Below are 23,862 nucleotides of genomic sequence, written 5' to 3'. Positions count from 1 at the left end.
GGCGGTCTCAAAGCCTTATATATACTTGCTTGCAAGTTTTAGGACGGGTCTATTGCAGAAACTTTAGGTTCCAGAATTAGACAACCTAGAGTCTTACATGAAAACCAGATGATAGCTTTAATAGCTGGACTATCAAAACTAAGCCCCAGTTCTATAGATCCAAATGCACCTAAAAATATGGAGAATTTGCTCCCATCTAAACAAGAAATAGAAAATGTAGAAAAACAAACTAAATCGTCAGTTGCCTTGTTAGACAAGAAGTTTACCCTTAAAAGGTTTAAAGAAGAACTAACTCAAAATAATTTTCCTATTGTACATATTACTACCCACGGTCAATTTAGTTCTGACCCACTCAAAACAGTACTAGTAGCCTATGACAAGCTAATTAATATTAGGGACTTTGACAGCTTAATCAGAGGTAAAACTGAAAATAGTCAAGATGCAATTGAGTTACTTGTTCTCAGCGCCTGCGAAACAGCTAAAGGCAACAAGCAGTCAGCAATGGGTATTGCAGGAATGGCTGCTACCGCAGGAGCGCGTAGTACTGTTGCTACTTTGTGGCGCGTGGATGCCGATTCTACCGCTTTGCTTATGCAAGAATTTTATAAAGGTTTGAACAATGGCTTGCCAAAAGCAGAAGCACTACGTCAGGCGCAATTAAGTTTACTGTCAAATCCTAAATATAAGAAGGCTTATTATTGGGGTGGGTTCCTCCTGGTTGGAAGCTGGTTGTAAAATTCCACTACTTGTAGCCCTAATTGGGCTTTTTGGAACTCTTTGGAATTATTGCTGCTTTTCGCTAACTCAGATGCCTTGATGTATTCGGATTTCGCCTCCTTTGGCAACTTGGCCTTCAGATAGCGATCGCCCAGTACTCTGTAAAGAGTCGGATTTTGGCTATTAGTTGCTGTTGCCATTTTTAACATCTCAATTGTTTCATTTAAAAGATTTTCTGCCGTATAAATAGCATCTACGTCAAGAATAGTTTCATCTGGAGGTAGCCCTAAGTCTTTGATGCGTTTAATCTTTTGTGCAATTTGTTCTTGCTTTGCTACAGACAATACGTCCACAAACGTTTCATCATAGCTAAAAGCTTGACCATCAATATATGCAAAGACATCTATTGTATATGGAGTACCCGGTTGAAATTCTTTTTCATCACTTGGGTAGGCAAGCCGAGTTTGATTTACAACTTTTTCCCATCCAAACTCGTAACTTTTTACTTTGACTTTGTAAGAAGTAGCACCCTTAACAGCAGTCCAAGTTATTTCTGGACGGGAATTCAATGTTGATGTGCTATAAGGAGAAATGATTGTTGGCTCATCGCTCCCTTCTGTGCCACCTTTTCGTATGTGACACGCATTAGTATTGGTTGGATTGCAAGTGGATAAGGCTTCGTCAGGTTCTGCACATTTATCAAGAGGAATAGTTCCACTAGATAAATTTAAAATGTTTCCAGAACTAAAGCATAAAAATTCTACATAATCACCATTCACAACTTCTATCGTATCTCCCTTACAAATTAAGCTCCCTGCTGACAAGTGCTTGTGACCCTTACTTATTATCCTTCCCATTTGTGGATCACAATGAACCTGATTTCTTCTTACTCTTATGAGCGGTACATTTGCTAGCAATGGTAGATGAATTAGTATTAGAGAAGTTAAACAGCACATTCCCCCAAAAAACATCAGCTTTTTCATTGTTTTACAAACATAATTTGTTTGAGCATCTTATCATTTATCAAGTATCCGATCTAGCAGTTCTTGTCTCCAGCGAAACACTTCTGGTAGGCTAGATTTAGTCAAGATACAAGCATCTATATAAGCTCTGGCGTAATTAAGTTGACCTAATGATTCTTCTATTTGAGATAGCAAACAATATGCATCTGTTCTTTCGCTATCTAACTTTGTTGCTTTTTCTAGATATCTTTCGGCTTCAGTTAACTTATTTTCCATTAACCTTGCCCATCCTAAATCTTTATACAGCGATGCTTGTAATTCCCGATTGTTAGTCTTCTGCAAACCTTTTAAAGCTAAAGTAGCTGCTGCTCTATGATCCCCTTTTTTATTTTTCAATCTTGCTAAAGCCGCAACAGCAAATATAGCTTGATCGCTACTTTTAATAGCAATTTCATATTGCTTTTCTGCTAAATCATATTCTCCCTGTCCATCATAAAAATCACCTAATCCGTAATGTGATTCCCATTTATTAGGTTTTAACTTAAAAATTATTTCGTAAGTTTTGTTAACACAATTATAGTCATATAACTGCTGACACGCAATTGCTAAATTATTATACGCAGTATCGTCTTTCGGGTTGTACTTTATAGCTAGCTCGTAATTTTTTCTAGCAATCTTAGGGTTATTTTGATGCTGTAAACCCTTCTCAAAGTAAAAAATTGAGACTGAATTATTTAAATTATGTTCATACTTTATTGCTCTTTGAAAGTCTTTTTCAGCATCAGCAATCCTATTTTCTTTATAAGCTTCTTTACCTTGATTTAAAAAATAATCTGCTACTGTGTATTTTAAGCTAGTATTCAAATATACTGCTTTTTGAAAATCGTTCTCAGCTTGGTCAATTTGATTTTCTTTATAAGCTTTTTTACCGGAATCTAAATAATATTTTGCTACTAGAGGTAGGGATGCATATATCAAACCAACAATACTTAGTAAACCTAATACAAACACACTCAGTTGAAACGGCTTTGATTTAATTACTCGATTAAACTTTGATTGATTAGGTAAGCGCTCCAAACGCTGTATTATTATTTGAGTACTTTGTGGGCGCTGCCCAACAAAAGGAGCCATCATATCATCAAGTAAATCAGCCAGAAATTTATCTATGTGAAGTGCTTTATCTCTCCAAATTAGTCTTCCTGTCTGCTCGTCCATTTTGATTTCAATCAAAGAAATACCTGTGACTAAGTAAACAAAAGTTCTACCTAAAGCGTAAAAGTCTGACTGTGGTACGGCTTGTCCATGAATTTGCTCTAAGGGAGAGTAACAAGCTGTCCTAACAGCAGTTATTCCGTAACCATTACCGAATCCTGTAGTAGTTCCTCCACTGGTACTGACTTTGGCAAAGTAGGTTCTACTAAGCTGTCTTGCTCCACCAAAATCAACAAGTGCTAAATTCCCGTCGGGTTGATGAACAATGTTTTCTGGTTTGATATCTCTGTGGAAGAAACCAGACCGATGAACTAAATCAAGAATCTCCATCAACTGTAATAACCATTCATAAGCCATTTCTTGGCTAATTCGTCCATAAGATTGTACCCACTGAGTTAAATTCTCTCCTTCAAACTTATGCATAACTAGACAATGTAGTTCTAGAAGATTATCATTCAGCCTAAATGTGAAATAATCTTCCCTATTAGACTTGGGAATTCCAGGATGGTCTAAGATTTGTAATATGAGTGATTCTCTTTTAAGTAGCTCAACTAACTTAGAATCATCAATCCATCTTAATACTTTCATTACTCTTATTTGAGGCTGAGGATGTTCTTCTGTGCCAATATCCTCAATTTCAAAGACATCTGTGTAAGTATATGGATTTTGCTCCAAAGAACGCAATGGGCGTAGCAAACGAATACGCCCGTTTATTATCAATGGATTTCCACATGCTAAACAATTTTCAGCGCTATCAGGATTATAACGTTGGGTACAAAGAGGATTTATGCAGTAGCCCACAAGGTAACTTCCCTTGTTTGTATTGTATCTGGTATTTTATGCACTAATCCCAATGGATCAACTAAAATATACTTCTTAATAGATGCTTGTAAACTATAACTAGCTTCTCGTTTGTTTGATTTACCAGCAATTTCAATTAACGAGCGTTGTTCTAAAACTTCTATTGCTGTTATTAGTTCAAAAACTGACAACTTGAAATCTACTCGCTCTTTTAAATTATCAATGAGTTTAGAGAATTGAATATAAGTCGAGTTTTCTGACATTTCTTCTGCCAAATAAATCATTATTTGCCTTTGAAGATTACTTAAAAGTCCAACTTGTCCAAATTGCTGATGTAGCATTGTTTCAAGTTGAGGATCAATCATAGTAGTTTGATATCTAAAAAATGTTTTCACATTCCCCTCAAAAAAACGATTAATTCTATCAGCCAACGCTTCTAAACTTGATGGATTCCCAGAATAATTTTCAATTAATCGCTTACATTCCTGTCCAGTTAAACCTTTTTCTTGTAATATTTGCATTCCTGCGTTTACATCTAAACCTTCTAATTTGAAAGACCGAATAGGTAGTTTTGTAGTCACAGAAGCAAATTCTTTTAAAGGCAACTGACTTGTTATAATAATGCAGCTTTCATGCTTCCCTTCTGTAAGTTTTAAAAGGAATTTTTCATATTGTAATCTTTTTCCAAAATCATCGGCTAACAATAGCTTTTCAAATCCATCAATTACTAGTAGACAACGATGTAAGTGAAGCTGTTTTGATAGTAAAGATATGCTATCTATAAAAGAGTTTTCACTTGCTTCTATGTCTACTTGAAAAATTTTATTTAAATCAATGACTAACTCATCAATTGATAAAGAATGATTAATTGTTTTCCAGATTATACATTCATATATACTACTTAAAGAATCAAAAGTTATTTCTTCAACCAATCTAGAGGCTAATAAAGTTTTTCCTATTCCTCCAACTCCAGTAAAAACTATACAGCGTTCTTTAAATAGAGTAATTTGTTTCTTAAAATAGTTAATTTCATCCTTTCGTCCATAAAAAGATTTTATTTTAGGTAGTTCCCCATAAATTCTAATATTGCCAACGAAACTATCGTTATCCAATCTGGATGCCTCTTCCTTCCGATAATCGCTCTTTGCTAGCTTAAGCAAAATAGATTTCAAAGATATTTTTGTTACTTTCACTCCATCACCAATAATTACTGAAAGCATACTCCATAGTGGTGGAGCTACTTTCTGCTGCAAATAGTATGCGTTATACCCCGAATCACTTGCCATCTCTTTATAATCTTTACTATCCCAAACTCCCTTAATAAGAACTTTTTCTACTTCTGTTAAATACCTTCCCGTAGATTGAAACACTTGTTCTTCTAATACAGCTAATACTCTTTTTACGTCTAAAACTTGGCTTGAATTCATGCCGACTTTTCCTTACGTAAGTAGGTATACATAAAGTTATATTTTACTCCTTAGTACTTAAAACATCTACAAAATTCACAATTATTAACTGAAGCTAGGTTCTCAAATTACCTTTCTAGGCTATATTGATTTAAATGCTACATCTTAATAGGGAGATTTAACGCATCTCTAGTACATTATCCGGTCTAGCTTGAGCATAAAAGTGTGAAAGAAGTTGACCAACGTCAACCAAGGAACACCGCCTGCGGGTATTTTTGATCACTGATTAATTCAATGGGTTTGTTTTGAAAAGCTTGTGTTTAGGTATCTTAACTTAAACCAAATATCTTCTGCGAATACATTTGAATGAAAGCTCTTACCTCGACCGAGTAAGACGACCAGAACTTCTGTAAAATCAAGCTAATTGAAAGGAGGCATGGAGGTGAAGATACAACAGTACGACTGTTTAATGCAGAAAGCGCCACTAAGGAGTCGCGCTTTCTACGTATTGCAAATTTCATATTGATCTAGAGCGGGTTTGATCTCGAAGGAACAAAAGAAGTTGTCGCTAAAGTTTGGCCACTGGTGCGACTACTAAATTGTCCGAGAGTTTTTACCGCGCTACCAGATCCATTATAGGGTCTGCCGCCTGGAAAGTCCATTCCCTGCGGTGTGTTTTTGCTGTCGAAATTCATAAATTTTAGGTAAAGTTAAGTTTGGTTAAGAAATATCCCGAATTTTGTAGTTAAAAGCAGTGGTAGCGCGAATAATAGTTACCAGTTATCAGTTGGGAGTAGAGTCCAAGATTAGATAACTGATAACTGATCCAACCCCCTCTGAACTTGTCAACCGAGTTATCAGGGGAAAATATCATGACAAACAGAGAACGCCCCAAGAGCGCAGTAGTAGAGCGCATGGGGTCGAGTGCAGCTTTCGCATGGCAATTTTGTGCTGTGACGAAGGGAAATTTTCGGAATATCCAGGCTAGAGTAAGGGTTTCGCAGCTTGAAAGAGTTCTCTCCAAAAAATTCCTTGGAGAGAACCGATGAACCATACCCCGAAGAAAACGGGGGAAAGGGAAAAGGGAAAAGGGAAAAGGGATGGGGAAGAGTTAACAAATTCTTCCTCCCCTTCCCCTTTGCCCGTTACCCTTGACCCAGGCGCAGCCTCTCCAACTGAATATCTAAACAATCTCACGGCTGCGGAATACCATGAGTTGTTAGCTGGTAGCGCCATTCATCCGGCGTTGATTAAGCGCAACTTCTTTCACGTTGAGGGAGAATCAGTTTATGATTTCCTGTTCATATCTGATAAAATCCCACGCAAGAATGCGGGTCGGGTAACAGATGGATACATCAAAATGTATCAGCACCTATTACTGGGTGGAACCTGGATTCAGTCACTTGACCCGTTTAAAAACTGGCAACCGATGGAGTGGGGAAGGATCAAGCCCAACTTCCCGCGCATTGATTGGCAAAAAGGCAAGCCAGTTAAGTACGAGTCACCCCCCAAAACCCCCAACCGTGTTACCTACTTTGATGTCGCTAACCCCATTTGGGACAAAGTTGCAAAACGCTATCTAATTAAGCGCTATCATTCGCTTTTAGCGCTGCGCTTGCTGGATCAACTCAATCCACTAATATTTTGGGAGTGGGTAAAGCAACATCCAGAGATTCCGATTATCTTATGCGAGGGTGAGAAGAAAGCCGCTTGCTTGCTTAGTTTAGGGTTTGTAGCGATCGCACTTCCGGGAATTTGGAACGGGCGCGTGGGCAAACAGGATTTTGATGAACGGTTGCATCCTGACTTAGTACCAATGGCTCAGGCGGGACGCAGGTTCATTATTTTATTCGACTACGAAACTTCTTCTAAAACCAGGTGGTCGGTGTTTCAAGCCACTGTTCGCACTGCAAAAGCAATCGAATCGGCAGGTTCTGAATGTGAAGTTGCGCTGTTGCCGGGGCCAGAAAAAGGTGTAGATGATTTCGTGGTAGCCAGGGGTGAAGATGCCAATGCTCTGCTGACTGCAATTATAGACGATGCTAAATCACTTCCTGATTACCAGCGCTCATATCGGGCTAAGAAATGGGGACTTAGCAAATACAAACCAGATGTCACTGTTAATGTTAAGTATCTTTCTGAGGCTTTGTGCATTCCTGACCTTGAAGAAAAATGCTCATCCGTCCCTGAGCTTTATGATATTGCACAAGAACAATTGTTTACACCTTCGGTTAAAGGACATTTCAGAAAGGAGAAGTCTACAGATTCTGGCGGAGTTGATTCAGACAAATCGAAGAAATCCCCTAGCTTCAATTTTCCAAAATCAGGACTAGTCGTACTCTGGAGCGACATGGGTACTGGTAAAACTGAACTTATGCGCTGGTGGCGTGACCAAAACCCCGACGCGCGGTTCCTCAACAATGGGCATCGGGTTAACTTGTTGAAAAATCTTGCCAAACGCTTGCAGACGGCGATGTACTCCGACTTGGGTTACACAGGTTTAGCTCAGGCTCAAGCCCTTAGTATTACTATTGACAGCTTGCATAAGCTTAATACTCAGTCTCTCACTTACGGCTGCATATTTATAGATGAAGCCTGCCAATACCTTACCCACCTACTGCACAGTAATACTTGCAAACAACATCGCGCCGCCATCTTGGAGGTACTGGAATATATAGTATACAACGCGCCGTTAGTGGTGATTGCCGATGCACACATGGATGATTTAACGGTAAACTTCTTTCTTGCAATGCGACCCAAAAGTGAAGTCCCGTACATTATCAAAAACGAATGGCGAAACGGTTCACGCACAATTTATTGGTACGAGGGGGATAATTCAAGCGCTCTAGTCGCCCAAATCTCGGCAGCGTTAATGCTTGGTGAGAAAGTCATGGTTGCAAGTGACAGTAAGCGTTTTATCAAAAAACTCGACAAATCCTTTACTATCAAGTACGAAGAATCTAGTAGTTCGCTAAGTGAACTTGGCAGGGTGCATGTTAAAGGGGATACAACTCTTGGAGAGGCTACGCCAACGACTGCGCTCAGTAACCGGGAAAAGGAAGAATTAACAGATTCCTCCTCCGTCCTTTCCCCCTTACCCCTTACCCCTTGCCCAGCCCGTAGGACTTCATACCGCATTTGGTCGGTTCACTCTGACAATTCTGGCAGTGATGAGAATGTCGCTTTCATCAAAGATATCACCAACGCCGTCAAAAACTTTGATGCCTTGTTCGCCTCTCCCAGTCTCGGTACTGGTGTCGATATTTCCGAGTATCATTTTGACTTAGTATTTGGTGTGTTTCACGGCGTTTCCCAAACTGCTACTGAATGCGCCCAACAGCTTTACCGCTATCGCCCGAAAGTCCCGTTTCATATTTGGGTGGCAAAGCGTCCTCCCTTTGGTTACAAGGATACCAATGCTACCAAGATTAAAGAGCGCTTGCTCCAAACCAATGAAATGACCGCTTTTCTGTTGCGGATTGACAGAGAAACGGGTAAGCGGGGCGCAGAGAAAGATTGGGCGCTTGAGGCTTACTGCCAAATTATGGCTAACCGCCACTATTCTCTGAATAATCTGCGTGATGATTTGCGATCGCTTCTCACCGAAATGGGCAATACATTTATATATGTGGGCAGTGATTCAGATCCTCAATCTCTCGAAAGTCTTAAAGCAGCAGCACAAGCTTTGGATAGTGCCCACAATTCGGCTGTTGCCAAGGCTAAGAATATTACTTTGAGCGAGTACCGTGCCCGTCAGAGCAAAGATTACCTTGACCCTAATGAAATTTTTGAATGTGAAAAGTTCCGCATTTCTGATTCTTACGGCATCGAAGTAACCGAATCACTCGTAGAAATGGATAAAGGTGGCCGCTTAATTAGAGCCCTAGCCGGACTTGAGGCCATTTTAGCCCCACCCGAAGAATCGTTTACTGACCCCAAAACTGGGCAAACTTATCCTACGCCACCAACAATTGTCACCCAAAAAGACCGCACCGAACGGGACAATCTACCTTTGTGCATCGACTGGGGTAATTACTCGGCACGGTGGTTGGCGCGGTTTAATCTGGGGCTGCATCAGATTCTTAAACGTTTAATGAAGGGTGATGAATTTACTGCCGATGACCCCACTTTGCTCAAGATGAGGGAGATCGCTATACATTGTGCTGTTCACGTCAAAGCAATTCTTGGGTTTACTATTCCCAGTGACTGTAAACCTATTTGGTTGCTGGCCACAATGCTAGAGCAGCTGGGGCTAAAGTTGACTTTCCGCAAGCAAGGTAAACGGGGGCAACAGGTGAAACTTTTTTCTTTATCTAAAGAGGAATTAGAATTTGCAATGCATGTAATTGCTCATCGCCATCATCAACGGGAGCAAAAAGCTCCAATGAGCAATGGGCTACGCCCCGCTTCGCTAACGCAGTTCGCAGTTCGCACTACTTCGGCTACGCTCAGTACAAGTTCGCAATTAACTTCAAGAAATTGCGAATTGCGAATTGACAATTGCGAATTGGTATCCACACCCCCCCTTGATGCTATAGGGAACTCCCATTGCCAAGGGGAGGATACTACCGAATTTGAGTCGCCTCCGACCGATCGCATTACTCTACTTCATTGTGTGGAAATGCTACGCTCTGGCATTAAGCAGGGGGTGGACGCGATTAAGGGCATCCTTAAGCGATGGGTTGAGGATTTGCGCTGGGATACCGTGCTGGAACTTGAAGCGATCGCGGCAAATGAACTGCGACTTGTCGAGGCAGCAGTACCGGAATTTTATGCCTTGCTGAATGAAGAGGTGTTGCCGATGGAGGGATAAAGCCTACGCCGCGACTGAGTTACGTAAATAAAGAGCAATCTGTGCCTCATTTTTATCATTGGCTATCGCTTGAGGTGTTGCCGATGGAATTGTAAATGACTTTTTGGGAAAATCCTTATAGTCTTTATCTGGCATAACTCCTGTCTAGATCGGATTTCCTATATTTTCCGATCTAGAAATCCGTCATCAACTTAGTATTGTTATCAGCAGCGCTATCGCTTTTGCTACTATCTTTTACCACCGGTGTCAGCATCGACAATGCCGCGATCGCACCCCGAACTTGCGACGCTTCTACGTCGAGATACTCTTGCAGTTGCTCCAAATTTCGATGTCCGCTGATTTGCTGAATCACTCTCAGTGGAATTCCTGCATTGCTCATCAACGTCAGTGCAGTTCTCCGGCAGCTGTGAGTACTTGCGCCTTCAATCTCTACTAGTTTGCACCCTCTCCGAAAAATTAGTGCTGCATAATCCTCATGCAAATGACCACGGCCCCAGCGTCCAGGAAAGAGATAACTATCACGAGAAACTTTGGGTTTATACAATTCCAGGTGATGCCGCAGATCATCCAGCACAGGAATTGTACGAGTGGACAGCTTCCCCTTCGTACTGCCTTTGCGAATATTCAACTCTGGTCTGACTTTGCTTCTGCTGTCATAAACATCCTGAATTTTGAGGGTGACGCATTCGGAGACACGACAGGCAGTGTACAGCATCACGGCACCGAGTGTTCTGTCTCTAACTGTAGTCAACCCATCGGTAAACAGACGCCCGATTTCTTCCGGCGACAATACCTTTGCCTTCCCGTGACGGTCAATTTTCACCCCTTGCACTACCCCCGATGGTTAATAATCCTATCAGCGATCAGAACAAAACAGTTTTAAGATGATGAAAAATTGGATAAGGCAATCCTCTAATGAGGGGGAAGGGGCAAAGAGAACCAGTAATTTAAAAACAGGGGTTTTATACCGTATGGAGGAAAGAACGGGAGCAAAGCTTCTTTTACCGTTTGGACATTCCCCTTTCCCTCTTCGTTGAGGAATGTGCTGACGATGGTAGCATCAAGGTAATTATCATGATAAATTACGCGATTAAATGAGCGTGGACAGTTAAGGTTTACCTAGATGAAACGTAGATATGAGCAATACAGGGCGTAAAAAAAAGCTGGCATCTTTCAACTGTGACCAAAAAATGTGGGAGCAGTTTATCGCCCGTTGTAAGTCGAAAGAGACGACGGCAACAGCCACGCTCACCCAATTTATCGAATTTTACCTAGATGATATAGATAACCTTGATACAATTGGTGGCGATAATTTAGATAAACGCCTCGACTTTAAGATTAAGGCAAGTGTTGAGGAGTACTTACTTGCTGGTAATAATAGTCACCAGAACCCGACGAATGAAACGATGTTAGCTATTTGCTCACGACTTGATAAGCTTGAGTCACAGTTATCAAGTGAATCTAATAGGAACCAAACCACAGCAATCCATAACCTCGCCGATTTAGAAGAAAAAATTGAGGGGATGTGTGCCCGAATGACACAGCTGGCTGAGGCGATCATTAAAATTCAAGACTATCTCAACAACCAACAAAAGCGGGGACAGAAATCGTACTACAATAATTCATCCTTCAAAACGCATACTCCTAGAATGCAACCGTTAACTGAAGAAGGTTTAGCCAAGAGACTTGGTGTAAGTGAGGAAACTGTAAGCAAGGAGCGAATTAAACTCCCCCCACCGCTTTTTGTAGCATGGTGTAAGGGCAAAGATAGATCCGGTATTGGGTGGGAATTTAACTATCAGACGGGATTTTATCATCCGGTAAGTTAGTATTTTGGTTAATTTCAACTTGTCGCAGTGAATGTGCGCTCTGCTGTTGCCAATTTTAATTTTTTAAAATGTGATTATTTCACAACCTTCAAGCAATTCGTCGTAAACAGTGAGTTGCTGTGTTTTTAAGTGATTTGGTAGTGAATCATCATCAAAGGTCAAAGTAACAATATAAGTATTTTTGAGACTAAGAGATGATTTGCTGATATCGGTTATTGCTGCACTCATACCACTTCGAGTCCCAATCAAATACCTTACTGATTGGCCGATCTTTAACTGTGCTGCTGGAATAGCCATAGATTTTAAAAGTGTAAGTTAAGCAGTAGTCTTTGGATGCGATGGCTCAAGCGCCCACGCCCAGGCGATCGCTGTTCAGAAGTTAGGCACGGGTTTAATTCAGTACATCAGTTAGGATTGCCGTCGCTCGAGTTAGGGAGCAGATTTATCTCTTTTTCCTCCCAATGTTTTTTCAATATATATTGACAAGTATTTTTGGTGTGTGGTTAATGAAGTATCAGGGATTTGCAGAGATTATGCTCCTGTTAGTAGTTTGAAAAAAATTTGCTTACTAATAATAAAACCCTCACTTTATTAGGAGGGTTGTAGTAGAGCTACAAGTGAGAATTGGCAATCAGTTAGAGGTTCTGCACTGAGCAATAATTTCCATAGCTCTTCTTTGATGTTCTGGGATGGAGTTGAGGGCAGATATAAGTAATTCCCGCAGAATCTCAGATTGATTTCTTCCAACCACCTGTGAATAGAGCTTTAAATCACTCACATATTTTGGTTCTACGCGAAGTGTAACACTGGCAGAATTATGTTTATTTGACTTGGAACGCATAATTTGACTCCCCTTATAATATGCTCCTACAAGTATGGGTGTAATCGCATAACCTGAGAATAAAGTAATATTGTAATAATATCATAAAAACATTATAGAAGTCAGAATATTTAGCTTAAAAAATAGAGAAATTAGCATAATATGTCAAAAGTAAGAGATAAGTTATCTATGAAGAATTCTAAAAAGAAAAAAGCTTCTTTACCAGTTTATCTAGATGAGTTTGAACGTGAAAGGTTAGAGAAAATCGCCTCTGATTGGGGTACAAGTTTATCAACCACAATCAAAAGGCTGATTAGAGAGAGAGAAATTAATTGTTGAGTAAGCTTATCAATGAATAACTGAATAAAGTAAGACGATAATATTTGAATTTTGTCTTACATTCCTGTAAGAAAAGTTCATAAAAAAGCTTGTTAAGTTTGCCTCCAGCTTTATTTGATGTGATAGTATAATCCAGTTACTACCAGTAGAAAGAAAATAAATATGGTGAATATTTATCTCAAATAAATTCTGCTTTAGTGTTGCAACACGGAGTCAGCCTGCGCCCAGAGTTTCCACTGAATCGGCATACTCTTGATTCTGACGAATGTATTCTTCTCTTAAGTTTCGAGGTAACACAATTAGACTTATCTGACTATTTATGACAAATAAAGGAGGGATTGTTTTGGTAAGTAATACAAAGGAACGTGGTTCACGCCAAAGAGCTAAAACTAAGAATCAGGTGATTGCCAAGCTGATTGGTAAAGTAGGTTTGAGATACCAATATCAGATATATACGGTTGGTACAACTTTGATTGTTGCTAGCCAAACAAGACCAGCACAAGCATTTGGTTTGTTTAACCCAGCACAAATAGCAATGACGTGTATGTTTGGTGGAGCATCGGCTCAAGGAAATGCATTAATAAATGGCTTACCAGGAGTGATAAACGCAGCGATAACAGTGATGTTATTCATTTATTTCGTGTCATCAGGAGTGAAGGTTGCCAATGCATTAGGTGATGGGCAAGAAGTAACGCAAATGGTTCAGCAACCAGTAGGGATATTTTTTATAACTCTGGTGTTATTCATTGCTCAAAACATTCTGTTTGCAAATGTGACAGCAGCTTGCAACTAAAACACAACAACTTCTGGAAGCTTCGAGCAGAAAGGGGTGCCAATTTCTGCTCATTTGTTTAATTTTAATAACTAATGATGAGTCATAGAGAAATCAAACAAGTGAATCAATCGTTAGGAAAGAGCGCACCGATTGGAATCTTTACAGGATTTCAGTTTGCTGTAGTGATTCCATTATTCGGTGTAGGTTTCTTTTTAGCTTTTGCATTGGGATTAAATCTAGCTTGGAGTATATTGATAGGTTGCTGGTTAAGTGCAACAGCATTAGCTTTATCAGGGAAAAAACCTCATTTATTTTGGTCAAAGATTTATCCAATTGTGCCTGTATGGTCGAGAGGGTATACGAGATACTTAACACCGCAACAAAAACAAAAGATTGGAGCTAAGAAAATTCGTAGTCCGTGGAAATGATGAAGATTAGTCGTTCTCAAACCAACACGAAAGTAAGTCCATTTGAGGACTGGCTAGATTTGACAACTTTTGTAAAACTCAAAAGGGGTAGCTATAGTATTGGTGCTTACTTACTTAGTAAAAAACTTCTCAGCGACACGAATAATACATTACAACTAGTATTTGGATATAGTTGCACAGGAATTCATCCATTATTTAATTCAAGTGAAGAAGTAGAAGCAATAGCCAAAGCTTTTGAGAATGGGTGCAAGGAGATACCCCAAGGTGAAAAGTTCACATTTAGATGGAGTTCATTCTGTGATGATAGTGATGCCAAAGAGTATTTATACAAGCGATTGCAAAATCCTGTATCAGATGAGAGCGAATTTCTGGACTGGGGGCAGTTAGGGAGAATTCAGGAATTGACACGTTTGCGTCAGAGAAAAAACATAACTCTGAGCGTCTATACGACTTTCACTATAGTACCAGGGGGAACAGAGGGCGGCGACCCGATAGACCGAGCATTGGTGAAGCTGGCAGATTTTCTGACAAGACGATTTACAGCAACAGGGGCGACGGAAGTTACGAAAAAGAACTTAAAAAGGATATTAGAAAAAGCGATAGATGTTTCACAAAGACATCTACAGATATTGACAGAGATGGGTTTCGCCCCAAAGCCAAAAAGTGCAGAGCAACTATGGAAAGAGTTAAGTAAGTCTGTGGGAGCAAAGATTGTAAAAATCCCGCATACTTTAGTATTTGATTCATTGGGACTAAGGGAGGAATTTAACGAAACCCCAGCAACAAATAAATCATATATAGATCAAGCTCATGCGACATCAGTATTGATGAATAATGGTATACCTTTCGCAGATCGAAAGTGGGTATGTCTGCCTGATGTTGAGGGCGGTAAAAAATATGTCGGCGTGATGGTTTTGTCGCAAAAACCAGAAGTATTTGCATCAACAGAAGCACAAATCCGATTTCTGTGGAATATATTTGCACGAGAGCCAATTTACGATGTGGAAGTGATTACCGAAATCAGTCCCGCCGACCAGAAACTAACCCGATTGGCGCAACAAATGATTACCCGGAGAGCGCGAAATGCAGAAATCAGCGCTCAAAAGAAAACAATTGATGTTGCCTCACAAATAAATGTTGAGTGGAGTGTAACAGCCCAAAAGCAATTGTACACAGGGGACACACCAGAAACATTAGGATTAGTAGTGTTAATTTATCGGGATACACCTGAAGAAATTGACGATACTTGTAGATTGATTTCTGGGTACATTAACCAACCAGCAGAGCTAATTCGAGAAACGCAATATGCTTGGCTGATTTGGCTACAAACATTGGGAGCCAAAATGGAACAGTTATTATCACGCCCTTATAATCGCCGATTAACATTTTTTGCGAGTGAAGTATTAGGGTTAGCTAGTACAGTGCAAATTGCCAAGGCTGATAATCAGGGTTTTGAATTAATTGCAGAACAAGGTCATTCGCCAGTACATCTAGACTTGTCGATAACCAAGAATATGATGATTCTAGGAACGACAGGCTCAGGAAAATCTGTTTTAGTTGCCACAATGATCGCAGAATGCTTGGCAATGGGAATGTCAGTTTTGATTATTGACTTACCCAATGATGATGGAACGGGGACATTTGGAGATTTCACCCCATACCACAACGGGTTTTACTTTAATATCGCCAAAGAATCAAATAATCTTGTCCAGCCAATAGATTTGTCAGCAATTCCAGAGTGGGATGTAGAGGGAAGAGAAGAAAGAATAAAGCTTCATAGAAATGATGTGAATCTGATTATCTTGCAGTTGGTTTTGGGTTCACAAAAATTTGATGGCTTTTTGGCACAAACAATCGAGTCGCTGATTCCACTAGGCACAAAAGCGTTTTATGAACATCCAGACATCCAACGTCGTTTTGAATTAGCACGAATCAGCCAAATTGGAACGCCAGAGTGGGATAATACCCCAACTCTAGTAGATATGGAGCAATTTTTCTCAACAGAATATATTAATTTGGGTTATGAAGATGAGAATGTTGAGAAAGCGCTTAATTACATTCGTTTGCGTTTGAAATACTGGAAAGCAAGCGCCATTGGGGATGCGATTTGCAAGCCTTCCACCTTCCAAACTGATTCTAAGTTAATTACTTTTGCACTAACCAACCTGCAATCAGATAAAGATGCAGAAGTTTTCGGGATGAGTGCATATATGGCAGCTTCTCGGCAATCACTTTCCTCACCAAAGAGTGTATTCTTCATGGATGAGTCAAGTGTGTTACTACGTTTCACTGCACTATCTCGGCTAGTTGGGCGGAAATGCGCCACCGCTCGCAAATCCGGCAGTCGAATAATCCTTGCTGCCCAGGATGTAATTTCCATTGCCAAATCTGAGGCGGGAGAACAGATTCTACAAAATATACCCACAAGATTGATTGGGCGGTTGGTTTCCGGGGCGGCGAAAAGCTTTACTGATATCCTTTCGATTCCGCACTCGATTATTGAGAAGAATGAGCTATTTCGGCCTAATCTTCAGCAAATGTACACAACATGGTTGCTGGATTACAACCGCACGTACATTCGTTGTCGTTATTATCCCTCCTACGTCATGCTGGCGCTAGTTGCCAACAGCAGAGAGGAACAGGCAAAGCGCAATCGCTTTCAAGCTCAATATCCGAACAAGTTTGAATGGGTGTCGGAGTTTTCTAAGTATTATGTGGAGTGCATCAAACAAGGACAGTCATTATGAAAAGTCTAATTGCTTTTGCAATTCAACAAAAAATTCTCTTGGTAATTTTAGGTATAGGAGTCACCAGCTTAAGTTTTCAAATGTGGAAGTATCAAGATGAGCAATATCAAAAATTATTGGCTAATCAAAAAGTCCTTTGTGAAAAATCTTTAAAAGATGCTGATGACTTGATTTTCAAAAGTCGAACTCTCTATTCAGCTTTCAATTCAGGAAATGGTCGTCATGCTATTCCTAAAGATAAAATTCAGCAGCCAGGGATTAACACACAGTTGCAAAAGAAATCTTATGTATTAATTAGAACTAAAAAGCATCCTTTGATTCCAAGTAATACTCCACATTATAAAAGTACTTACTTTGAAAGTTATTCCAAACCACCAGGAGGAGAAACAAATGTTGATGCAATTGTGACTGCCGAGCCTTTGAACGATTTTGAAGCTCTTGTTACTAGTCCCTGCTCACCAAAACCTTTTCCTGTATCTTTCGAGGATCTATATGAAATCACACAAAAGCATGATTTTACGCCCGATGGTAATTTATCTTGGCGTTAGTTCTCTCTTTACGACGATATTGATTGGCGATAGTTGTAATCAAGCTTGGGGATTAGAGTTACCCTTTTTGACTCAATTTCAGCAAGTTTATATGAGCCTAAAAAGCCGAATATCAAGCTATGAAACTGAGTTGAACCAAGCTTTAGGGCAAAGTTATGGAGAAATCAAGGGTGAAATAACTCGACAATTAAATCAGGCAGTTGATTCTACAATTGGGTCTTTGGGAATTCCAGACCCCCTAGAATCAGGGGAAAAAATCAAAGAAGTTATTCGCTCACAAAATCCAGATATAACTCAGCCCAATTCTAATACTCAAGCTGAGAATGCAGAGTTGTCATGGCATCGTCAATATACTCTAGGTCAATCTCAATCAACTTTAGGAGTTGATGGACAACGAGTACAGGCACAAGAGGCTGATTTGACTAATAATGCATTAAGTATTTCTTCAACTAACGCTGACAATGCACAGTCAGACATCGTAACTCAAGATATTCTCAAAAAAATGGCAACTCAAAATCTACAGAATGTTGTCATTTCCAAAGCAATACATGGAGAGACTCAAAAACAAACACGAGCCTTGGCAGCAGCTAATATAAATTTGGTTGACATCTCGAAAAATATTTCGTCACAATCTCGCAAAGAAGATGCACAAAGTAGAGCAGTGGCCATGCAATTGTTAGAAGCTGGCGCTTATAACGACGCTTTTTGGGAGAGACAGTAATGTATTTTTATCTAACTAATTTAATTCCTTTTATTATTGCTGAAACGACTGTTAATCAGACAGATAAAAACCTGCCGACTGATGCGGAGACTATTATCCAAGGTGCAATCAACGGTTCGGAAATTTTTGTTTCAGCATTTGATAATGACTGGAAACTATTTGCGAGTGGTCAAAACCCAGTTTATGTAGCTATTGTTAATATCTCGATGCTAGCGGCAGTAGTTTTAGTAAGTTTTTGGTCGTTGCAATGGTATGAGCAAATAATGTCAGAGGGCTTTTCGAGTGGAGTTGTCAAAGAGATGGCTTTCCCAATGATAGTAATTCTGATGCTCAACAATAATGGAGCAATGCTAGCTACAACTTCTCTAGCATTAAGAAATGTTTCAAATAAATTAAACTCTAGTGTATTGACTGTTACGAGAAATGGTATAACCCTCAAAGAAGCGATTCGGAGTGTTAATACAGATCAAACTTTTATTCTCGCTGCGAAGACGGCAATGGCAGAATGTGAAAAACTAACTGATGTAGAAATAGATAAAAATGGCAATCAAATTACTCCTAAGAAAGATTGTAAAAATAAGGTAGCTCAAGAAATTGACGCTCAATCACAAGAGTATAAACAAAAGAAAAGGATTCAAGGGCAAAATAATTGGAACCCTTTAGATGTCGCTGGAGGAGCAGTCAATACAATTGTTCAGGGACTATCTTATATAATTTTTAGTGGTCTATCGGCAGCTTTTCAGTTTCTCGTTCAGTTTTCTTTTCTTTTGACAGCTTATGTAGCACCGATATTCTTAGTATTGTCTATGCTGCCAATCGGAGCCAAGCCGATTTTTGCTTGGCTTTCGGGGTGGTTAGCATTAACATTAATCCTTATGTCTTACTCAATTATTGTTGGTGTAGCTGCTAGTTCTATAGTTAATTCTCCGTCAAACAATCCACTACTTCTACAGTTAATAGAGGCAATATTTTCACCCATACTTGCAGTAGCAATTGGAACGGGTGGAGGAATGGCTCTATTTTCTGGTTTTACCAGTGCAGCCAAGTTTGTGGTGATGCCAAGGAATAATTGAAGAAGTCGGAAGTCGGAAGTCAGAATTAAACCTACGAAATTTGTTAAAGGTATTGAGAAGATCCAAACATTTACCTAGTTCGCACACGGGAGAGTAGAGAAGGACTTTAATATATGCAACTACTGGAGAAAAAACAAATAAACTTAACTCCCATATTTCTGATGGGTAACGCAGTTTTACTTATTGTTCTACTTTTAATTCAAATAATTAATTTTGCTCGGCTCGGAAGAGTTGCAAATGACAAAACACCGACTCTAGTTGAACTAAATGATGGGTCTTCGATACGAGTCTCCCCCATTGCCAATGACGAACGATCGCCACAAGCGATTACCTATTTTGTGGGACAGACAATGACGGGGCTACTAAGCTGGACTGGAATTCCAAAGTCTGATGACTCCAACTCCGACCCAACTAAAAAAGCGGTACTAGATGCTGGTGTACAAGTGGGGGAGAAAAAAATCACGACGAATGTATGGGTTACAGGATTTGCATTATCTGAAGATTTTCGAGGTAATTTCTTAGAGGAATTAGGCAATCTGACACCAGTTGACGTTTTCAACGGCACGACGCAATCAGTTTTGGCCGTGCGGTATTTCTCGGAACCCCAGAAATTGGCACCGGGTCACTGGTCAATTGATATGGTAGCCAACCTCGTAGTCTTCCAGGGCAGCAATCAAGTTGGTCAAGCGATCGCATTTAATAAAACCGTATTTGTTAGAGCAATTGATACACCAAGTCCTCCGTCTAACTCATCCGACATTCAACGAATTGCATATAGCGTTCGCAAAGCGGAATTAGAAATTTATAAGATCCAAGATTTAGAAATCGGGAAGTAATCAAATGGCAGTCACAGATGTACTATCTATTGAAGAAAATGACGCAATAAATGCGTTAGAGGAATCAGTTTTGGCAACTCCCAAAGTCCCCCAGGATAAAAAAAGTTTTGCGGCGATGAATGGCGTAACTTTTGAAATTGAGTTCTCAGATAGAGAAGAAGCAAATGAACCTCAAACGCGCCCACAACCAGAAGAGATTGTAACCACTCGCGTCATTTCTCAGCATCCCTTACTCAAAGCTGGGGTAATCGGGAGTGGAATTTTTCTACTGATTGCAGTGGCAGGTGGGATGATTAATACTTCTATGGATGCTTTAAGCAATTCCACCACAGTCAAACCGGAAGCGAAAAAGCAAGAGGTATCTGGCAACGCTCAAGATTTAGAATCACAATCAGAAAATCCTGGCAAGATTAAGACGGCACTAGCGATTACTTCCCAAAAACCGGAATTAGAAAGTCTTCGTAATACTTCAAGAAGCAAAGCCCCAGTTAAGGAAGAAAACACCATTGTAAAAAGTAGTCCTGTAACTGCATCAACTAGTTCTCCACCAATAGTTTCACCACCAACCCAACGACAGTACGCCTCTATTAGTCCATCCCAACCAATAGTTATTCCTCCGAATCCCACTATATCTAGAGAACCTCTAGCAACAAAGTCTTTCTCCACCCTTTCGCCTAGACCGCAACCTCAATCCATAGCTTTAGTTTCATCATCAAGCAATAAACCAAACCTAGATCCAATGCAACAATGGTTAACTGTTTCTAATGTCGGTAGTTTCAGCGCTAATAATACTGATACTACGGCTGAAGAACCAATTAGTATCCAAGGGCTATCAGGTGGCACTGGTAGACCTAATGTGACAGTAAAAACTTCAAGTAATGAGTCACAAAACATTGATTATAATGCTAGACGTGTGATAGTAGGAACTCGGATACAGGGCAAAATAGAAACCCCAATTGCGATAAGTGCTGGCAATGCAAATCAAGTTCAGAAATATCTGATTAGACTAACCTCAGTATTAAAAGCATCAGATGGCAGTGAGGTTTTACCCGTAGATTCTTATCTGGTTGTTGTGCCGAATGGCTCAAATAGTGGCGAATATATTCAAATGTCTGCCATCGCAGCTTTAATTAATGTTGATGGTCAGACATTAGAAAAGACTATACCGGAGAATTCCATTATTATTCTCAATAAGAATGGAGAAACTCTCAGGGGGCAATCACGTCAAGGCAGTAGTTTGGGTAGCGATTTCATGACAGCATTAATCGCGGGGGTATCGAAAGCTGCTGAAGTAGAAAATAATCCCAACAGCCAAACTACTATAAGTTCATCTGGATTTTCGACTAGTACCGTGAGTAATGACAATAAAAATTTATTAGCTGGGTTTGCTCAAGGAAGTTTTAGCCAAGTACTACAATCAATCCAGTCATCAAATACTCAACAAATACAATCTTTACAGTCAGATAGCAAAGTGTTTGTAGTGCCAGCCCAGACAACTGTTCAAATATTCGTAAATCAAACGATTTCTCTATGAAAAGTAGCTTGCACTTACAAAGAAAAGGGTGTGGGGTGTAGGGTGTGGGGTATAGAAATAAAAAACTTTAGTTCTGGGTTATTGCCCAGTAAAAAAAAAGATGTATAACGAGTGGCGCAGCGCATCGCGTTTTGCGTCTCCCCTTGGGAGAAGAAATACTACGTCCCTATTGAATCCCCTAAATTTATTTATGGGGTTTCCCTTCTGCCTTCTGCCTCCTGCCTTCTGCCTTCTCAATTTATTAGTTCTGAGTCCGATTCAAGTTTTAGCTGGTAGTGGAGCTAGAATAGTTTATCAAAGAGAAGCCCAAGGGATTAATTCGGCAGGAATTGAGTTGAAAGTTTGGCGTGGATATGGCTTAACAATTAACTTCATTCCGACTGGTGAAACGATTAAACAAGTCTGGATTGGAGATCCCACTCGTATCTCTTTTACTTCAAATGGAAGCTTATGCCAAAAAACTGATAATTCTTCGTCAAATGATTCGACTTCTAACTGTGGTCAAGCCAATGCAACAGTTATTTTTCTACGTCAAATCAAACCAATAAGTTTCCCCAATATCACCAATAGCATTGATGGCAGTACCCAAATTACCGTGATTACTAGTGGTTCGGATGGGCAGAAACAATATCAGTTTAAATTAATTCCTGCAACAGGGCAACCATCATATACCAGTTTGGTGATTAAGCCGGACGTTCTGAGACCACTGCCGGTAATCAGAACTAAACCGCAAATCGTGCCAACAGTTAGAGAAAACAAAATGCCTGTGACAACTACAGCGCCACCGCAAGAAAGAGTGGCTGCTGTTACACCTGTAAAAACTATAAACTCTACAATATCCCCTGGTACTCCCCAAGCAAGAAATGATGCTAATGCCCTTGTTTACGGATTAGCGAACGCTGGGCGCAATGGTCAGATCAAGCCTGGAGATGCGACATGGAATAAAGTTCAAGATGCAATTAAATTGCTCCGACTTGGTAAGAGTAGAGAAATAGCTATCTCCCACTCTGGTATTTCAGAAGAAATTTTTAATCAGTTAATCGAGTGGGGACAGAGATAATGAACAAGTATAGGCATGAATCATATAGAAAAGGGCAAAAGTAATAGTTAATTGGAAGGTAAGTTAGATGAAATTTCTCAAATATTTGTTAATAGCTACAGCTTTAATTCCATTTACCTTATCTGCTCCATCTTCTGCTGATACTCCTACCATCACCTATTCGCAAGGTAAATATAAAACCCAAGCTCCTGATTGGTCACGTATCACTTGGGGGAATCTCCCACCTTTACAACAGGCAGGATATTTAAGCATTCCAGAGAATCTGCTCTCAGTATTTGGATACGATCCTTCACGCTCATGGTCAGCAGGTCAAAAGGTAGATTCTGTTGTTATGCTAGGGGATGCAGATGATGCATTCAAAATGTCTAATTTTAGCCTAAAGTCGATAAATGCGCTCGTAGTACCGACCAAAGAACTCACATTGAAAGATTTTGGATTAATGCAATGGCAGACTCCAGCATCATTAGTCAAAGCTATTCCTAGTTTAGGAAATCTCAGTGTTAAGCAAGTCCCACCAATAGCTGCATTATTGTCTAAAAATGGGGTGCTGAGTAGGCAAAGAATTTCTCAAATTTTACGGTCGAATCCTCAAGTGGCAAATTTGGCTTTGGGTAAGCTTGATTTAAGCAAGTATGCAATTGAATCTGTACCAGAATTAACAAAAACTCCATTGAATAAGTTCAAATCGTGGCAGCAGAGTTATGTTTCTCAAGTACCAGGACTCAATCAAGTTCCTTTTAGCAAAATGCCCCAGCCGATTGATTCGGATCTTGGTGTAGTTGGTGTGGCATCAACAGTTTTTGGTTCATCAGAACATGGAGAGGCAGGAGTGGGAGCAAACTACTTTATCTCTGGGAGTGTGAAGCGCGGTGATACTACCACACCAGTAGCCTGTTCATCAGGTAAAGAATGCTCTTACCTGGAATTAGGGGATTTTGCAGGTTCAGAAGGTGCGTTATATGGAAAGCGTTGGGCATCTGGTTCATCGCAGCAGGTCAAAGGTGGTTACGGTTTCTTGGCTGCGGTAAATGGAGGTCTTGAACCAACAGGACGATTGGTTTATGGCAGTGGTTTCAAGGTTGCATTGACCGGAGTTAATGAGTCAACAGGTACAGCAGACTTTGGTTTATTCTTTAGAATCTGTGCCCGTCCCCCTTTTATGCCCAAGACCTGTACGCCCTACTTTATCGCGGATTTCTCACAAAATCTGAAAAAATGGGATCAAAAACTGCGACAATGTA

Annotated in this window: 21 protein-coding genes; 14 read left to right on the top strand and 7 right to left on the bottom strand. The window is 40.1% G+C overall.

Annotation, left to right across the window (positions count from 1 at the left end):
- Nucleotides 1–177: 177 nt before the first annotated feature.
- Complete coding sequence (locus RMY63_RS37420; RefSeq protein WP_322733522.1) at nt 178–735, top strand: CHAT domain-containing protein; 558 nt, start codon at nt 178–180, stop codon at nt 733–735.
- Here RMY63_RS37420 and RMY63_RS37415 read toward each other — a convergent pair.
- The 3 genes from RMY63_RS37415 to RMY63_RS37405 form a co-directional block, all read right to left on the bottom strand.
- Nucleotides 696–1,574 carry a hypothetical protein gene (locus RMY63_RS37415; RefSeq protein WP_322700410.1) on the bottom strand — a complete coding sequence of 293 codons (879 nt, stop codon included), beginning with the start codon at nt 1,572–1,574 and terminating at the stop codon, nt 696–698. The two genes, RMY63_RS37420 and RMY63_RS37415, sit on opposite strands and share 40 nt — an antisense overlap.
- 159 nt (nt 1,575–1,733) lie before the next feature.
- Entirely contained in the window at nt 1,734–3,692 is a 1,959-nt protein-coding gene (locus RMY63_RS37410) for a protein kinase domain-containing protein (RefSeq protein ID WP_322733521.1), read from the bottom strand.
- Nucleotides 3,677–5,119 carry an NB-ARC domain-containing protein gene (locus RMY63_RS37405; RefSeq protein WP_322733520.1) on the bottom strand — a complete coding sequence of 481 codons (1,443 nt, stop codon included), beginning with the start codon at nt 5,117–5,119 and terminating at the stop codon, nt 3,677–3,679. Before RMY63_RS37405 ends, RMY63_RS37410 begins: the two co-directional genes overlap by 16 nt.
- A 1,024-nt stretch (nt 5,120–6,143) precedes the next feature.
- Here RMY63_RS37405 and RMY63_RS37400 point away from each other — a divergent pair.
- A complete protein-coding gene (locus tag RMY63_RS37400) occupies nt 6,144–9,911 on the top strand; it encodes a DUF3854 domain-containing protein (protein ID WP_322733519.1) in 3,768 nt (1,255 codons plus the stop codon).
- A gap of 3 nt (nt 9,912–9,914) precedes the next feature.
- Here the strand turns inward: RMY63_RS37400 and RMY63_RS37395 are convergent, their stop codons facing one another.
- Nucleotides 9,915–10,046 (bottom strand): hypothetical protein, encoded by a 132-nt coding sequence (locus tag RMY63_RS37395; protein WP_277926955.1) that lies wholly within the window; start codon nt 10,044–10,046, stop codon nt 9,915–9,917.
- A 37-nt stretch (nt 10,047–10,083) separates the two neighbouring features.
- Nucleotides 10,084–10,734 carry a site-specific integrase gene (locus tag RMY63_RS37390; RefSeq protein WP_322700414.1) on the bottom strand — a complete coding sequence of 217 codons (651 nt, stop codon included), beginning with the start codon at nt 10,732–10,734 and terminating at the stop codon, nt 10,084–10,086.
- Between the two features lie 313 nt (nt 10,735–11,047).
- On the opposite strand from RMY63_RS37390, the gene RMY63_RS37385 reads away from it, so the two are divergent.
- Nucleotides 11,048–11,740: a hypothetical protein gene (locus RMY63_RS37385; protein ID WP_322733518.1), complete on the top strand. Its 693-nt coding sequence runs from the start codon at nt 11,048–11,050 to the stop codon at nt 11,738–11,740.
- Between the two features lie 63 nt (nt 11,741–11,803).
- Here the strand turns inward: RMY63_RS37385 and RMY63_RS37380 are convergent, their stop codons facing one another.
- Together RMY63_RS37380 and RMY63_RS37375 are read right to left on the bottom strand one after the other, a co-directional pair.
- Nucleotides 11,804–12,037 (bottom strand): hypothetical protein, encoded by a 234-nt coding sequence (locus tag RMY63_RS37380; protein WP_322704242.1) that lies wholly within the window; start codon nt 12,035–12,037, stop codon nt 11,804–11,806.
- Nucleotides 12,038–12,371: 334 nt separating this feature from the next.
- Entirely contained in the window at nt 12,372–12,581 is a 210-nt protein-coding gene (locus tag RMY63_RS37375; RefSeq protein ID WP_147262545.1) for a hypothetical protein, read from the bottom strand.
- A 141-nt stretch (nt 12,582–12,722) separates the two neighbouring features.
- Here RMY63_RS37375 and RMY63_RS37370 point away from each other — a divergent pair, with 141 nt between their 5' ends.
- The 11 genes from RMY63_RS37370 to RMY63_RS37320 all read left to right on the top strand — a co-directional run.
- Nucleotides 12,723–12,899: a hypothetical protein gene (locus RMY63_RS37370; RefSeq protein ID WP_322700418.1), complete on the top strand. Its 177-nt coding sequence runs from the start codon at nt 12,723–12,725 to the stop codon at nt 12,897–12,899.
- A 319-nt stretch (nt 12,900–13,218) separates the two neighbouring features.
- On the top strand, nt 13,219–13,692 hold the full coding sequence (locus tag RMY63_RS37365; protein WP_322700419.1) for a hypothetical protein: 474 nt from the start codon (nt 13,219–13,221) through the stop codon (nt 13,690–13,692).
- Nucleotides 13,693–13,766: 74 nt separating this feature from the next.
- Nucleotides 13,767–14,102, top strand: a complete 336-nt coding sequence (locus tag RMY63_RS37360; protein WP_322700420.1) for a hypothetical protein — start codon at nt 13,767–13,769, stop codon at nt 14,100–14,102.
- Nucleotides 14,099–16,849 (top strand): helicase HerA domain-containing protein, encoded by a 2,751-nt coding sequence (locus tag RMY63_RS37355; RefSeq protein ID WP_322733517.1) that lies wholly within the window; start codon nt 14,099–14,101, stop codon nt 16,847–16,849. The genes RMY63_RS37360 and RMY63_RS37355 overlap by 4 nt, the downstream gene beginning before the upstream one ends.
- Entirely contained in the window at nt 16,846–17,397 is a 552-nt protein-coding gene (locus RMY63_RS37350; RefSeq protein ID WP_322700422.1) for a hypothetical protein, read from the top strand. The genes RMY63_RS37355 and RMY63_RS37350 overlap by 4 nt, the downstream gene beginning before the upstream one ends.
- The gene (locus tag RMY63_RS37345; protein ID WP_322700423.1) at nt 17,342–18,118 is read left to right on the top strand and encodes a hypothetical protein; all 777 of its coding nucleotides are present in this window, start codon (nt 17,342–17,344) and stop codon (nt 18,116–18,118) included. The genes RMY63_RS37350 and RMY63_RS37345 overlap by 56 nt, the downstream gene beginning before the upstream one ends.
- The gene (locus RMY63_RS37340) at nt 18,118–19,191 is read left to right on the top strand and encodes a hypothetical protein (protein ID WP_322700424.1); all 1,074 of its coding nucleotides are present in this window, start codon (nt 18,118–18,120) and stop codon (nt 19,189–19,191) included. Before RMY63_RS37345 ends, RMY63_RS37340 begins: the two co-directional genes overlap by 1 nt.
- Nucleotides 19,192–19,304: 113 nt before the next feature.
- Entirely contained in the window at nt 19,305–20,027 is a 723-nt protein-coding gene (locus RMY63_RS37335; RefSeq protein ID WP_322700425.1) for a hypothetical protein, read from the top strand.
- A gap of 4 nt (nt 20,028–20,031) precedes the next feature.
- Nucleotides 20,032–21,561 (top strand): hypothetical protein, encoded by a 1,530-nt coding sequence (locus RMY63_RS37330; protein ID WP_322700426.1) that lies wholly within the window; start codon nt 20,032–20,034, stop codon nt 21,559–21,561.
- Between the two features lie 190 nt (nt 21,562–21,751).
- Nucleotides 21,752–22,621: a hypothetical protein gene (locus tag RMY63_RS37325; RefSeq protein WP_322733516.1), complete on the top strand. Its 870-nt coding sequence runs from the start codon at nt 21,752–21,754 to the stop codon at nt 22,619–22,621.
- A 67-nt stretch (nt 22,622–22,688) separates the two neighbouring features.
- Nucleotides 22,689–23,862 (top strand): hypothetical protein (locus RMY63_RS37320; protein ID WP_322733515.1); only part of this gene is annotated, 1,174 nt, incomplete at its 3' end.

Source organism: Nostoc sp. ChiQUE01b (assembly GCF_034531255.1).
Lineage (GTDB): Bacteria > Cyanobacteriota > Cyanobacteriia > Cyanobacteriales > Nostocaceae > Nostoc.
Note: the sequence above shows the minus strand (reverse complement) of the source record. Positions and strands in the feature narration are given on the sequence as shown.

What these genes read in the sequence shown, in the direction of transcription:
- RMY63_RS37420 (WP_322733522.1), top strand. Translation starts at nt 178, where the DNA reads ATGGAGAATTTGCTCCCATCTAAACAAGAAATAGAAAATGTAGAAAAA.
- RMY63_RS37415 (WP_322700410.1), bottom strand. Translation starts at nt 1,574, where the DNA reads ATGGGAAGGATAATAAGTAAGGGTCACAAGCACTTGTCAGCAGGGAGC.
- RMY63_RS37405 (WP_322733520.1), bottom strand. Translation starts at nt 5,119, where the DNA reads ATGAATTCAAGCCAAGTTTTAGACGTAAAAAGAGTATTAGCTGTATTA.
- RMY63_RS37400 (WP_322733519.1), top strand. Translation starts at nt 6,144, where the DNA reads ATGAACCATACCCCGAAGAAAACGGGGGAAAGGGAAAAGGGAAAAGGG.
- RMY63_RS37395 (WP_277926955.1), bottom strand. Translation starts at nt 10,046, where the DNA reads ATGCCAGATAAAGACTATAAGGATTTTCCCAAAAAGTCATTTACAATT.
- RMY63_RS37385 (WP_322733518.1), top strand. Translation starts at nt 11,048, where the DNA reads ATGAGCAATACAGGGCGTAAAAAAAAGCTGGCATCTTTCAACTGTGAC.
- RMY63_RS37380 (WP_322704242.1), bottom strand. Translation starts at nt 12,037, where the DNA reads ATGGCTATTCCAGCAGCACAGTTAAAGATCGGCCAATCAGTAAGGTAT.
- RMY63_RS37375 (WP_147262545.1), bottom strand. Translation starts at nt 12,581, where the DNA reads ATGCGTTCCAAGTCAAATAAACATAATTCTGCCAGTGTTACACTTCGC.
- RMY63_RS37370 (WP_322700418.1), top strand. Translation starts at nt 12,723, where the DNA reads ATGTCAAAAGTAAGAGATAAGTTATCTATGAAGAATTCTAAAAAGAAA.
- RMY63_RS37365 (WP_322700419.1), top strand. Translation starts at nt 13,219, where the DNA reads ATGACAAATAAAGGAGGGATTGTTTTGGTAAGTAATACAAAGGAACGT.
- RMY63_RS37360 (WP_322700420.1), top strand. Translation starts at nt 13,767, where the DNA reads ATGATGAGTCATAGAGAAATCAAACAAGTGAATCAATCGTTAGGAAAG.
- RMY63_RS37355 (WP_322733517.1), top strand. Translation starts at nt 14,099, where the DNA reads ATGATGAAGATTAGTCGTTCTCAAACCAACACGAAAGTAAGTCCATTT.
- RMY63_RS37350 (WP_322700422.1), top strand. Translation starts at nt 16,846, where the DNA reads ATGAAAAGTCTAATTGCTTTTGCAATTCAACAAAAAATTCTCTTGGTA.
- RMY63_RS37345 (WP_322700423.1), top strand. Translation starts at nt 17,342, where the DNA reads ATGAAATCACACAAAAGCATGATTTTACGCCCGATGGTAATTTATCTT.
- RMY63_RS37340 (WP_322700424.1), top strand. Translation starts at nt 18,118, where the DNA reads ATGTATTTTTATCTAACTAATTTAATTCCTTTTATTATTGCTGAAACG.
- RMY63_RS37335 (WP_322700425.1), top strand. Translation starts at nt 19,305, where the DNA reads ATGCAACTACTGGAGAAAAAACAAATAAACTTAACTCCCATATTTCTG.
- RMY63_RS37330 (WP_322700426.1), top strand. Translation starts at nt 20,032, where the DNA reads ATGGCAGTCACAGATGTACTATCTATTGAAGAAAATGACGCAATAAAT.
- RMY63_RS37325 (WP_322733516.1), top strand. Translation starts at nt 21,752, where the DNA reads ATGGGGTTTCCCTTCTGCCTTCTGCCTCCTGCCTTCTGCCTTCTCAAT.